7 protein-coding genes are annotated in these 13,792 nt (G+C 54.2%); 5 read left to right on the top strand and 2 right to left on the bottom strand.

What is annotated here, in order from left to right; all coding sequences use genetic code 11:
- Positions 1 to 37 precede the first annotated feature (37 nt).
- From J0A68_RS05150 to J0A68_RS05130, 5 genes are all read left to right on the top strand, one after another.
- Positions 38 to 3,322: a VCBS repeat-containing protein gene (locus tag J0A68_RS05150; RefSeq protein WP_206577110.1), complete on the top strand. Its 3,285-nt coding sequence runs from the start codon at positions 38 to 40 to the stop codon at positions 3,320 to 3,322.
- Positions 3,309 to 3,875, top strand: a complete 567-nt coding sequence (locus J0A68_RS05145) for a DUF4265 domain-containing protein (RefSeq protein WP_236021339.1) — start codon at positions 3,309 to 3,311, stop codon at positions 3,873 to 3,875. The genes J0A68_RS05150 and J0A68_RS05145 overlap by 14 nt, the downstream gene beginning before the upstream one ends.
- On the top strand, positions 3,872 to 7,171 hold the full coding sequence (locus J0A68_RS05140) for a VCBS repeat-containing protein (RefSeq protein WP_206577108.1): 3,300 nt from the start codon (positions 3,872 to 3,874) through the stop codon (positions 7,169 to 7,171). The genes J0A68_RS05145 and J0A68_RS05140 overlap by 4 nt, the downstream gene beginning before the upstream one ends.
- The gene (locus tag J0A68_RS05135; protein WP_206577107.1) at positions 7,159 to 10,455 is read left to right on the top strand and encodes a VCBS repeat-containing protein; all 3,297 of its coding nucleotides are present in this window, start codon (positions 7,159 to 7,161) and stop codon (positions 10,453 to 10,455) included. Before J0A68_RS05140 ends, J0A68_RS05135 begins: the two co-directional genes overlap by 13 nt.
- Positions 10,456 to 10,583: 128 nt before the next feature.
- Positions 10,584 to 11,933, top strand: coding sequence for a vanadium-dependent haloperoxidase (locus J0A68_RS05130; RefSeq protein ID WP_206577106.1), 1,350 nt, complete (start codon positions 10,584 to 10,586; stop codon positions 11,931 to 11,933).
- Positions 11,934 to 11,997: 64 nt separating this feature from the next.
- Here J0A68_RS05130 and J0A68_RS05125 read toward each other — a convergent pair whose 3' ends face one another.
- Both J0A68_RS05125 and J0A68_RS05120 read right to left on the bottom strand, forming a co-directional pair.
- On the bottom strand, positions 11,998 to 12,531 hold the full coding sequence (locus J0A68_RS05125; RefSeq protein WP_206577105.1) for a thioredoxin domain-containing protein: 534 nt from the start codon (positions 12,529 to 12,531) through the stop codon (positions 11,998 to 12,000).
- Positions 12,531 to 13,652: a DUF4934 domain-containing protein gene (locus J0A68_RS05120; protein ID WP_206577104.1), complete on the bottom strand. Its 1,122-nt coding sequence runs from the start codon at positions 13,650 to 13,652 to the stop codon at positions 12,531 to 12,533. The genes J0A68_RS05125 and J0A68_RS05120 overlap by 1 nt, the downstream gene beginning before the upstream one ends.
- Positions 13,653 to 13,792 lie beyond the last annotated feature (140 nt).

Raw genomic sequence — 13,792 nt, 5'->3', positions numbered from 1 at the left:
GTACTCCGGTACACTTCCTTTTTTTTACCGGAATCCCATGAAGTGCAAGAACCTTCTTGTCCTCCTGTTTCTCGCCCTGTTTTCCTGCAAAAAGGAAACCCAATCTGAAGCCCTTTTCCGCCTCCTATCCGCATCGGAGTCCGGCATCGATTTCAGAAACGACCTCACCTACACCGAAAAAATCAACCCCTACACCTTCCGCAATTTCTACAACGGAGCAGGGGTAGCCCTAGGAGACCTTGACAACGACGGTCTGGTGGACATTTTCCTAGCCGGAAACCAAACTTCCAACAAGCTCTACCTCAACCAGGGCCAGCTTAATTTCAAAGACATTACCGAAGCCGCCGGACTCGACTCCGAGGGCTACTGGACCACTGGCGTGAGCATGGCGGATGTCAACGGAGACGGACTGCTTGACATCTACGTCTGCAAGTCCGGGCCTCCAGGCGGCGAGCGACGCCACAACGAACTCTTCATCAACCAAGGAAACCTGACTTTTTCCGAAAAAGCCAAGGAATACGGCATCGCCGAAGAAGGCCTGAGCCAGCATGCCGTTTTCTTTGACATGGACAAAGACGGAGACCTCGACCTGTATCTGCTCAGCAACTCAGGCAGATCCGTAGGCATATTTGACCTGCGCCAAGGCCAGCGTGAAATCCGCGACCCGGAAGGAGGCAACAAGCTTTTCAGAAATGACGGAGACCGTTTTACCGACGTGTCTGAGGCTGCCGGCATCTACGGAAGCGCAATTGGCTATGGCCTCGGAGTCACCGTCGCCGACCTCAACGGCGACCACTGGCCTGACCTCTACGTCTCCAACGACTTTTTTGAACGGGACTACCTCTACCTAAACAACCAAGACGGGACCTTCACCGAATCCCTCCCCACGCTACTCCCAGAGATCAGCATGGGCAGCATGGGAGCAGACATCGCCGACCTTGACAACGACTCCCGCCCCGACATCTTTGTGACCGAGATGCTTCCCCGGGAGCTGGCAAGGGTAAAAACCAAAACCCCCTTTGAGGACTGGGACAAGCATCAGGCTAGTGCCAAGGCAGGCTATCACCACCAGTTTACGCGAAACACCCTGCAGCGCAATCTCGGATTCCAACCCGGAAGTGACCGCCCACTGTTTGCGGAAGTCGGCCGCATGGCTGGCGTGGAAGCCACGGACTGGAGCTGGGGAGCACTCATCTTCGACATGGACAACGACGGCCTGAAGGACATCTTTGTCGCCAACGGCATCGTCAAGGACCTGACCGACTTTGACTTTGTCGACTTCTATGTCAACAACCAAGAGAAAGTCAAAGGCTATCGCGAGGACTCCGTCCTGCTGACCAAAATGATCGATGCATTCCCCTCTACTCCCCAAGCCAACTTTGTTTTCAAAAACAAGGGGAATTGGGTCTTTGAAAACCAGGCCGAGCAAATGGGAATGCCGCAGGCCACCTTTAGCAGCGGCTCCGCATACGGAGACCTGGACAATGACGGCGATCTGGACCTCGTCGTCAACAACCTGAACGAGCGGGCTTTTGTATTCCAAAATACCAGCTCCGAAACCAACCAAGGCCACTACCTCAACCTAGACCTAGGCAACGCCTTCGGGGCAAAAGTCACTGCCTACTCCGCAGGCAGACAATTCTACCAAGAGTATCAGCCGGTCAAAGGCTACCTCTCCTCGGTCGATCCCCGCCTACACTTTGGGCTTGGTGCCTTGGAAAAAATCGACTCGCTCCGCGTCCTTTGGCCGGGCGGGCAAGTCACTCGATTGGTAGATCTGCCAAGCAACCAGTTCCTGCAGCTTTCCCCGGAGACAGAGATTATCCCGGCGCTTTCCTCCAAGAGCCATTTTCCGACGGTCTTTTCACCTAGCCTATCAAACATCCCCTTTCGGCATCAGGAGAGCGATTTTATCGACTTTGACCGGGACAGGCTTCGGTTTTGGATGATCAGCAACGAAGGCCCGAAGGCTGCCAAAGCCGATGTCAACGGTGACGGTCGGGAGGATATTTTTATCCCCGGGGCGAAAGGAAAAAGTTCCGCGCTGCTGCTGCAGAGTTCACCGGGGGAATTTACCCCAAGCCAGACAGCGCTCTTCGCAGGGGATTCTCTGGCAGAGGATGTGACGGCCCACTTCTTTGACGCCAACGGTGACGGCCATACCGACCTGATCGTCGGCAGCGGAGGGATAGAGTTTGGCGACTTTTCCGCAGCCTATGCCGACCGTCTCTACCTCAACGATGGGCAGGGAAAGCTCCAAAGATCCGCGCAAAGCTTCTCCTCCAGTCCTACGGCATTCATCCTGTCCCATGATCTGGACGGCGATGGCGATGAGGACCTCTTGGTAGGTACCCGCGCAGTTCCTTTTTCCTACGGCATTCCCGCAGGACTTCAAGTGTGGGAAAACGACGGCAAGGGAAGCTTTTCCGAGATTAGCCAGCGCCTCAATCCCGCTCTCGCCAAGCTCGGCATGCTCACCGCCGGAGCCCTCGCAGATCTGGATGGGGACGGCATCACGGAGCTCATCCTAGCTGGAGAGTGGATGCCCATCCGGATTTTTGCTTTCTCCGGAGGAAAACTCGAGGAAGTCAGCGACAGATTTGGGATGGCCGATACCGAGGGGCTCTGGAACTGCCTCTTGGTACAGGATCTCAACGGAGACGGCAAGCCGGACATCTTGGCGGGTAACCACGGACTCAACTCACGGCTCCGGACCTCGGCGGAGTCCCAGCTTCGCATGGTCGTCAACGACTTCGACCAAAATGGCGCCCTCGACCAGATCCTCTCCCAATACGAGGACCAGAAGACCATCCCCTGGGTACTCAAGCCCTCGCTGCTTCGCCAGATCCCCTCGCTCCGCAAGCAGCTGCTGACCTACGAATCCTATCAAAACAAGACGCTGGAGGAGCTTTTCCCCGAAGCGGTCTGGGCTAAATCCCTAACTTTACATGCACGGATTTTGGAGACGACACTTTGGCTCAATACGGACTCGGGAGTGATGGCTCCGACGGCTTTGCCACGCGAGATCCAGTCCGCCCCAGTCTTTGCCTTGGCCGCGATCGCTTCTGACCAGCCAATGCCCTACCTGGTCTTTGGCGGCAACCAGCGTGCGGTAAAGCCCGAACTGGGCTCCCAAATGGGGAGCTATGGCTGGGTGCTGAAGCCACTGGAAAAAAACGAATGGCAAGCCCTACTCCCGGAGCAGAGCGGCTTGTATGTACCGGGGGAAATCCGCCACTTGCTCCAAGTCAACATCGAAAACAAACCAAACCTTCTCGTACTGCGCAACAATGACACACCGCTGCTTTTTGACATACGCTAGAGTCCTGGCCCTCTGCCTCCTGCTCTTTTCCTGCAAATCAGAGTACCAAAAGCTGGAGGAAAAAGAGCTGGCCTCGGGCAAAGAGGTAAACGAGCTGTTTCTCGGCCTGGAGCTGGGGATGCCCAAGCGCGACTTCTTCGAGGCTTGCTGGCAGCTCAACAAGCAAGGCAAACTGACCAATGGCCCAACCGAGCTTTCGGTCGAATACAGTGCGTCTATGCCGTCCGGCTTTCCGGCCAAAATGCGCTTTTATCCCCAGTTTGACCAGGAGAAAATATACCTCATGCCCATCGAGTTTACCTACGAAGGCTGGGCCCCGTGGAATGAGGAACTCAGTGCCGAAAAGCTCCGCGAAGACGTGGTGAAGCTTTTCGAGTCCTGGTACGGACCGGGATTCATCGAGGTCCGAAGTGAAGACAAGTCCCAGGTCGTCTATGTCAAGATGGACGGCAACCGCAGGATCAGGATCTTCAAAAAACACATCTCGGCAGTGAGGGCGGAGATTTCCGACCTTCCCGTGGAGAAAAAACTGAAAGGAAATACCAATTCATGAGAGTAGCAATTCCGAGTCTTCTTATCGCATCCCTATTGTTTTCTTGCAGGCAAGAAGCGGAAAAACAGCCGACCCTTTTCCAGGAGGTTTCCGCCGAATCCTCGGGGGTGGGCTTTCGCAACGACCTGCATTTCGACGAGGAGTTCAACGTCTTCACCTATCGAAACTACTACAACGGAGGTGGGGTGGCCATAGGCGACGTGAACAACGACGGACTCGCCGACCTGTACTTCACCGCCAACCTGGGTCCAAACAAACTCTACCTCAACAAGGGGGACTTCAAGTTTGAGGACGTGACCGAAAAATCCGGTACAGCCGGCACCCGCGCCTGGAGCACCGGCGTGGCCATGGCCGACGTCAACGGCGACGGCTGGCTGGACATCTACGTCTGCAACTCCGGCGACATCTCCGGCGACAACAAGCAAAACGAGCTTTTCATCAACCAGGGCGACGGGACGTTTTTGGAGCAGGCTGAGGCCTATGGCCTTGCTGACCAAGGCTTCTCTACCCACGCCGTTTTTTTCGACTACGATAAGGACGGAGACCTGGACGTCTATCTGCTCAACAACTCCTACCAAGCGATCGGAAGCTTCAACAAGATGCAAAACGAGCGGATCAAACGGGACGCCGTGGGAGGAGACAAACTCTTCAGAAACGACGACGGGAAGTTTGTCGATGTGAGCGAGGCCGCGGGAATCTACGGTTCCATCATCGGATTTGGCCTGGGCATCACCATCGGCGACGTCAACCAGGACACCTGGCCGGATATCTTCATCTCCAACGACTTTTTTGAAAAAGACTACCTCTACATCAACAACCAGGACGGCACCTTCACCGAATCGCTGGAGACCTCCATGCGCTCCATCAGCGCCGCTTCCATGGGAGCCGACATTGCAGACATCAACGGGGATGGCCTTCTGGACATCTTTGTGACCGACATGCTGCCGGAGCCTCTATCAAGGCTGAAGCAGGTGACGACGTTTGAAAACTGGGACAAATTCCAGTTTAACAAGACCCACAGCTACCACTACCAGTTTTCCAGAAACATGCTGCATGTCAACAACGGCGACGGCACCTTCAGCGAAATGGGCCGCTTGGCCAACATGGAAGCGACAGACTGGAGCTGGGGCGCGCTGATCTTTGACATGGACAATGACGGCATGCGCGACCTCTTCGTCGCAAACGGCATCTATCAGGACATCACGGATCTGGACTACCTGAATTTCATCGACGACGAGGAGACCAAAATCAAGATCATCTCCCAAGAAGGTGTGGACTACAAGGCCCTGATCGACCCTATCCCCATCAATCCAGTCTCGAACTACGCATTCAGAAATCTAGGCGATCTGAAGTTTGAAAATGTCGCAGCAGACTGGGGCTTGGGCACTCCTATCCATTCCAACGGGGCAGCATACGGCGACTTGGACAATGACGGCACCCTGGATCTGGTCGTGAGCAACGTCAACAAGCCGGCACAGATTTTCAAAAACCAGGGAAAATCCCTCCATCCAGAAAATCATTCGCTTCAGCTCAACCTGATCGGAAAAGGCAAAAACACCCAGGCGATTGGCGCCCAGATCCGCGTAAAAGCCGGCGACCAGCTCTTCTACGTCGAGCAAATGCCCAATCGAGGCTTCCAGTCCTCCGTCGACCCCAAGATCACCGTCGGCTTGGGGGGCATCTCCAAAGTGGACAAGATCGAGGTCTATTGGCCGGATGGGAAGTACAGCGCAGTGGAAAACCAAGCCGCCGACCAACTGGTCTCGCTGAAATGGGAAGAAGCCGGTGACATCCCCACTGGTGTTTTCTTCTTTCCGGAAACCAAAGTCCGTCCATATTCAAAAGACCCAAATCCGGGTTTGGACTTCGTCCATACCGAAAATCCCTTCGTGGATTTCGACCGGGATCGACTGACGTACTTCATGTACTCCACCGAGGGCCCGGCCTTTGCCAAGGCCGATGTGAACGGCGACGGGCTGGACGACCTCTTCTTTGGCGGAGCAAAGACCTTCCCCGGCAAGCTGTATTTGGCGCAATCCTCGGGAAAATACCGGGAAACACCACAACAAGCCTTTGCCGATGACGCCCTTTCCGAAGACACGGATGCCCTGTTTTTTGACGCGGACGGGGATGGAGACCTGGATCTTTTCGTCACCTCCGGGGGAAATGAGTCCGGCATCGCCATGCCTGACCTCGCAGACCGGCTGTATCTCAACGACGGCAAGGGAAACTTCACCCGAAATCCGCAAGCCGGATTCTCAGCCGTCCTGGGCAGCAGTGGCACGGTAAGCGCCCTCGACATCAATGGGGACGGGGCGACGGACCTGTTCGTAGGGGGAAGGCTGGTGCCCTTCACCTACGGAGCTCCAGCCAGCAGCCAGCTGTGGATCAACGACGGCAAGGGAAACTTCAGCGAGGAGTCCGCCTCCCTCGCCCCATCCCTGAAAAACCTCGGGATGGTCACAGCCTCCCAGGCGCTCGACTGGGATGGGGATGGAAGCATCGACCTCGTGCTCGCGGGCGAATGGATGGCGCCGACGTTTTTCAAAAATACCGGCGGCAAGCTCGAAAAAACCGAAACACCTGGCTTGGAGGGACTCAAAGGCTGGTATCGCAGCCTGGAGGTAGGCGACTTTGACGGCAACGGCCTGCCGGATTTGGCTCTCGGAAACCACGGTCTAAACACCCGATTCAAAGCTTCTGCCGCCTCCCCGATCAGCCTTTTTCTGAATGATTTTGACCAAAACGGCTCCATCGAGCAGATCTATACCCAAAAATCGGGAGAGCTGCAGATCCCCTACACCCTCAAGCATGAGCTGGAGCGCCAAGTCCCGGGGATCAAGAAAAAATACATCCGCTACTCCGACTACAACAACAAGGCGCTGGGAGACATTTTTTCCCAGGAAATTGTCGACAAGTCCATCATCCAGGAAGTCAACCACCTGGAGTCGGGAGTTTTGCTAAACCAAGGCAACGGCAACTTTGAGTGGAAAGCCTTCCCCAGGATGGCGCAGCGCTCTTGGGTTTTTGCCATCCAAGTCCTAGACCTCAACGATGACGGCAACCTCGACCTCATCCTCGGCGGCAATCTGGCCCAGATCAAGCCGGAAGTCGGCAAGATCGATGCGAGCTATGGGGAAGTCCTGATCGGCAACGGCGACGGCACCTTCTCCTACCTGCCCAACAGAAGCAGCGGGCTACGGCTGGAGGGCGATATCCGGGCTTTTTCCCTGTTGGGAGACAAAAACCTTTTGGTAGTGAAAAACAGCGCAGCCGCTGAGATATGGACGCATTGATGGGCAGGGGAGCAGCAAGACATACCTGGCTTTTGGCGGCGGGCTTGGCCTTTTTCTCCTGCAAAAAAGAGGAAGTCCAGACCGAGACCAATGGCTTCGCCCTCCTTTCCGCGGAGCGGACCGGCATCACTTTCCAAAACCAGCTGAATGACAGCCTCGGGATCGACATCCTGGAATACCTGTACTACTACAACGGCGGCGGAGTAGCTGCCGGCGACATCGACGGAGATGGGCTGGTGGACCTCTATTTCACCGGAAACCAAGTCCCCAACAGGCTCTACCGCAACCGCGGCGACTTCAGCTTTGAGGACATCACCGAGTCCGCCGGAGTGGACGGAGACGGGGCCTGGTCTACCGGCGCCACCATGGCCGACGTGAACGGGGACGGCCTGCTGGACATCTACGTCTCCCAAGTCGCCGGACTGCCGGGCCTGAGTGGGCAAAACAAACTTTACCTGAATCTGGGCGGGGGAAAGTTTCGAGAGGCGGCCGCGGAATTTGGGATTGACTTTCGGGGCTTTGGCACCCATGCAGTATTCTTCGACTACGACCGCGACGGCGACCTGGACCTCTACCTGCTCAACCACAACATCAAGTCTCCCGAGGTATTTGTGAAGTCTGAGGCGCGCGGCAAAGCGAGCCCGCTCGGGGACCGCCTGCTCAAAAATCTGGCAATGGAAGGCCAGGACCGATTTCTGGACGTGACGGAGGCGGCGGGAATCTATTCCAGCATTCTGGGCTTTGGACTCGGAGTGAGTGTGGAGGACTTTGACGGGGATGGCTGGCTGGACCTCTACGTGTCCAATGACTTTACCGAAAACGACTACCTCTACCTCAACCAGCAAGACGGGACGTTTAGGGAAGCCTTGGGAGAACTTATCCCTTCCACCAGCCGCTACAGCATGGGCAATGACGCCTCGGATCTCAACGGAGACGGCATGCCCGATATCTTCACCACGGACATGCTGCCCGAAGACCCCTCGATCTGGATGAAGTCCGTGGGGGAGGACAAGGCAGAAGTCTATCAGATCAAGGAGCAGTTTGGCTACCAGGACCAATATGTGCGAAACCACCTCCTTCTCAACCAAGGCGGAAAGGGCTTTGCCGAGATCGCGCTCGCTGCGGGGGTATCCGCCTCCGACTGGAGCTGGTCGCCGCTGATCTTTGACATGGACAACGACGGCCTCCCCGACATCCACGTCACCAACGGCATCGTCAAGCGTCCCAATAACTTGGATTTCATCCAATACAGCCAGTCTCCCGAACCGGGCCTTTCGCCCGAGGAGCTGCGCAAAAAGCAAATCGACATGCTCCCCAGCGTGAAGCTTTCCAACTTCGCCTGGAAAAACCAAGGCGATCTCAGCTTCAAAAACGAGGCGAGCCTCCTCGGTCTGGACCAAGAAAGCTACTCCAACGGCTCCACCTACGCCGACCTGGACAACGACGGAGACCTCGACCTGATCGTCAACAATCTCAACCAGCCGGCTTTCGTCTATCAAAACCACGCCGAAAAGACGGGAAACCAATACTTGCGCATCGACCTACAGACCGGAAATAAGAACCCTCAGGGTATCGGAGCCCAGGTACGGCTCTTCTCTGGGCAGCAAAGCTGGGCTCAGCGGCTGAGTACCAGCCGGGGCTTTCAGTCCGGCCCATCCACGACTTTGGTCTTTGGCTTGGGAAAAACCAGTTCTCTGGACTCCATCCTGGTCAGCTGGCCAGATGGGCAGGCTGAAATTTTCCCCAAAACCGAAGCAAACCAAAGCTTGCAGCTGATCCAAGGAACAGGAAATCCCTACTACCCAGCGCCGAAAGGGGACGTTGCCGACCTCCCTTCCTTTCCCATCAGCTGGAGCCATCACGAAAGGAACGCCACCGACTTTGTGAAGCGGGAGTACCTCGCCCCAAGGAGCTTTTCCAGGATGGGGCCCGCGATGGCAGTCGCCGATGTCAACGGGGACGGGCTGGACGACATATATCTGGGGGGAGCGATGGATCAGCCAGGGGCTTTTTTCCTTCAGAAAGAAAACGGGGACTTCGAGCAAATTCCCAATCCCATGTTTGAGCTATTGGCCAAAGCCGAGGACGTCGTGGCCCAGTTTGCCGACCTCAACGGAGATGGACATCTGGACCTGTTTGTAGGCAGCGGGGGAAACGAACACGCTTCGGGCGAGCTGTACAACTTTGACCGGGTGTTTTTCGGGAATGGCAGGGGGCAGTTTGCCTTTGCCATGAGGGCCTTGCCACCCATTGGTGAAAACACCTCCTGTGTCGCGATCTACGACCTGGACGGAGACGGGGATTTGGACCTCTTCGTCGGCTCCTCGGTGACCACGGGGGACTACGGAGCCAGCCCGAAAAGCAGCATTCTGATCAATGGGGGCAAAGGACAGTTTGCAGACGAAACCACCGCCTGGCTTCAGCCCGAGACAGCGCTGGGAATGGTCAACACCGCAAAATGGGCCGACCTGGACGGGGACGGAACCAAAGAGCTCCTGCTCAGCGGAGACTGGCAGGGGCTGCGGGTTTTCGGGATTTCTCCGGAGAAAAAGCTGGTGGAGCGCCGACCAAAAGGACTGGAGTTTTCCGCAGGATGGATTCAATCCCTCGAAGTGGCCGACCTCGACGGCAACGGCAAGCCGGACATCCTAGTCGGAAACCTGGGAACGAACAGCAAGCTCAAAGCCTCGACGCAAAAGCCTGTCTGGCTGTACCACCATGATTTTGACGGCAACGGACAGGCGGATCCGCTGATCTTCCACTACCTTGGCGACAAGCTGGTGCCCTTTGCCACTCGGGACGACCTGATCCGGCAGCTCCCGGGGATCAAGCGAAAGCACAGCTCCTATGCGGACTACTCGCAAATCTCCCGACCGGAGGATTTGTTTTCCCCGGAGGAGCTTGAGGGCGTGCGCAAGCTCCCGGCGTATGAGTTTCGGTCGGGCGCGTACCTCCAGCAGGAGGATGGCTCGTTTGCCTTTGTCCCTTTTCCGGAAGAAGCGCAGCGAAGCCCGATTTTCGCCATCGCCGTGGATGAAGAGACGGGGACACTCTACCTCGGCGGCAACTCCTCTGACTTCCGCGTCGACCTGGGAAAATCCAGGAACCTGGGAGTCCAAGCCTACCGCTGGAGCCAAGGCTCCTGGCAGTCGATGGACGGCTCGGCGCATGTCCTCCCGGGGCTCTTCGGCGCGGAGATCCGAGGCCTCAAAATCCTCCGGACTGCGAAAGGAAATTCTGTCTTGGGTGCCCAAAACAACGGCCCACTGCGCCAAATACGCTGAAAAACTTGAAGAAAATCATTTGGGATTGAGTCCCATATACTTAGCTTTGAGGTCTCATGTAAGTTGATAAAACCCAATCGACCCCGTCAGGGGAAATCCATCGTCAACTTAAAAATGAAAAACCCACTATGAGTACCTCTCGATTTACCCTAGTAGTTCTGGTCTTGATCAGTGCCTTGACGGCTTGTCAAAAACCGGCAGATTATTCCCAGGTCATCAGCGATGGACACTACTTCCATCGGGCCCAGACCCGCATCACCGAGGTGATCATCCACGACATCTTCTCGCCACCGGTAGCGGCCAGGATCTACTCCTACGCCTCCCTTGCGGCCTATGAGGTGGCGGCGGCGAGCGATCCCGCAAACTATTCCCCGCTATTGGGCCAGCTGAACGGCTCGGAACCTTTGAACCTTGCCGTACCCGAAAACGTCTACCCTCCCCTGGCAGCCCTGGCAGCCTACTATCACATGGGGACGGCGCTGATCTTTTCGGAGGACATGATGCACACCCAGCGCGACAAGGACTTTGCCGAGCTGATGGACAGAGGCATCCCGGAGGACGTGTTTGAGGCTTCGGTGAAGTTTGGCCAGGAGGTGGCCGAAAAGGTGAAAGACTACTCCAAAAAGGACAACTACCACCAAAGCCGCTCCTTTCCGAAGTACACCGTGGTCAATGAGCCCAACACCTGGCAGCCCACGCCTCCCGCTTACATGGAGGCCGTAGAGCCACACTGGAACAAAATCCGGACGTTCGTCCTGGACTCCGCAGCGCAGTTTAAGGCGGGTGTGCCACCGGTGTTTTCCTCAGAACCAACCTCTGAATTCTACAAAGTCGCCAAGGAGGTCTATGACGCCAAAAACAACATCACCGACGCCCAGAAGGACATCGCCATGTTTTGGGACTGCAATCCCTACAAGATGAATGTGAAGGGCCATGTGATGTTTGCCGAGAAAAAGATCACTCCCGGAGGGCACTGGATGAGCATCGCCTCCATCGCCAGCAAAGCTGCCGATCGCGACTGGAAAGGCACTGTCGAGGCCTATGCGCTTACGGCCGTGTCGCTCAACGAGGCCTTTATCTCCTGCTGGGACGAGAAATACCGCTCCAAGCTCATCCGTCCGGAGACCTATATCAACCAGTACATCGACGAAGAGTGGGTTCCGATCCTGCAGACCCCGCCCTTCCCAGAGCATACCAGCGGACACAGCGTGGCCTCCACCGCTGCGGCCTATACCCTCACCCAACTTTTCGGAGACGAGATGCACATCGTTGACAGCTCCGAGGTGGCTTATGGATTGCCAATCCGGGAGTTTGACGGCTTTACCAAGATGTATGAGGAGGCTGCGATCAGCAGATTCTACGGAGGCATCCACTACATGCCCGCGATCACAGAGGGGATCGTGCAGGGCAAGCAGGTAGGCGAACTGATCTGGAAAAAGATCTCGACCAAGCCCAAGCAGGTCGCGATGAAAGACTAACAAAAAAATCCCCGAGACAAGTCTCGGGGATTTTTTTGTTAGTCTCACTTACGTTGACACATGGTCAGTTCGATCCAAAATGTTCGTTTATATTTTGGGCAAACAGTTCGGGAATCCCAAACTCGGACCTTCCTAAAACCTTTCCATCCAGTACCATATAGCTCTGGATTGCCTTCCACTTGTAGGGTATCTTCTCAAGCTCATTTAGCTCATAAAACTCATTCTCCTTGTCGTAGTAAACTTGATAGGGAAAGGATATTTCATGCAGATAGCTTTCTATAGATTCCTTAGTCCTTCCCTTTTCCTTATTTTCTCCATACGAATACAAAATCACTGAAATTTCAGGATGCTCCTCAGCCAAGTCAATCCAAAGCTCTTGGCTCATTTTCAGAAAATAAAACGACGATAAAGTCATGTCGTGATAGAGTACTATCTTCTTCTCGCAACTATGACATATTTCCTTTGTGCCTTGTCTTTGGTTTATCAATTCCAAGCCCTCAGGTAATTGAAGAGTTTGTGGATGCTCTTTTGAATTACATGCGCTAGCCGCCAAAAGCAGAGAAAAAATTAAAAACCTATTTAAATGTCTTGAATTCATCAAAAGGAAACCTTGGTTTTGATCAGCACAGGATAGTCAAATTCCTGTTCCCCCATTTTCTCCATCAGAGTATCCGGAATCTGTTCCTTGGACTTCTTTTTGATAACAGAGTGATAGGTTAGAAATAGTAGATAGTCATTTTCAAAACCTATGGGACTGTCAAAGAGACCTTCCTCGTAGCCCACAGTATCGAAGAACGCAGATCGGCCATCTTGCATGTTCACAAGCAGAACCTTCTTTTCTGAGCCATTCTTACTTTGAAGGTGAATTTTGGCTACATAGTGTTTTTCATTGCGAAAGACAGATTGAAATGTCGCAAAGCCATTTTCCTGCAACAATTCAAAACCTTGCATCAAATCCAGCTCCCAGAATTCCTTTGGAATGGCATACTTCCCAAAATCTATTTTTACTTTTGGACTAAGCCTATCGTCCGAAAACTCGTAGATTTGGTGATTAAACACCTCTGTGACTAACGTCCCTTGCCCATACTCAAAGAAATTCCTTTCTGTCATTGGCAACATCTCGTTGGTATAGTCATTGGGAAGAAAAGACGCCAATTGATTCCCGGCAGAATCCGTTTTGATCATGCGGTTTTTGACAAAAGGCATATTGTATCCACCGTAGAAAAGATAGTCACCGCCTTCCAGAACTGTAAACGAACTAGCTAAATATTGCGGGGAAAAGCGCTTTTGAACCGTTCCGGAATCTGACACCACCAATAAATTACTTTCATCTCCCAGAGTCGAAAGAATTTTAAGCTCTCCACCTAAACCAGGCTGAAAGTCCTGTAGACCCCTAACTTGATTTGGCCCTTCCCCAACAGTGACTGCTTCTCCTTGATACTTGCCATTTTTTCTAAATAAATGAACGGCATCTCTCGTCGCGATGTCCATCACATAGTACCCAATCGAGTTCCATCTCACTCGAAGATCATTTCCCATCAAATTCTGAGAGTTGGTCTCTAAAGCAAGCAAATCGACAATCTCGATATTTGACCTTTCCAATTGGCCTGCATCTTTCACCCTAACCTCTAAGACGCTCTTCAACCCTTCTCTTTCCCGAGGGTTATGACAGGCAAGACACAAAATCGAGAGCGCAAAAAAAACACTTTTGTGATCCATTTCTTTTTTTGTCTAAAAACAAATGGGCTGTTAATAGACAGCCCCCAAATACACATTTCAGTCGCATGCCAAACACGCTTCGTAAGCCTTGGAACATGCGGTTCCATTCTGGTATGTTTCACAATTATATGCTTCTACCC

The sequence above is a fragment of the Algoriphagus oliviformis genome (genome assembly GCF_017254915.1).
In the GTDB taxonomy this organism is placed as follows: domain Bacteria; phylum Bacteroidota; class Bacteroidia; order Cytophagales; family Cyclobacteriaceae; genus Algoriphagus; species Algoriphagus oliviformis.
Note: the sequence above shows the minus strand (reverse complement) of the source record. Positions and strands in the feature narration are given on the sequence as shown.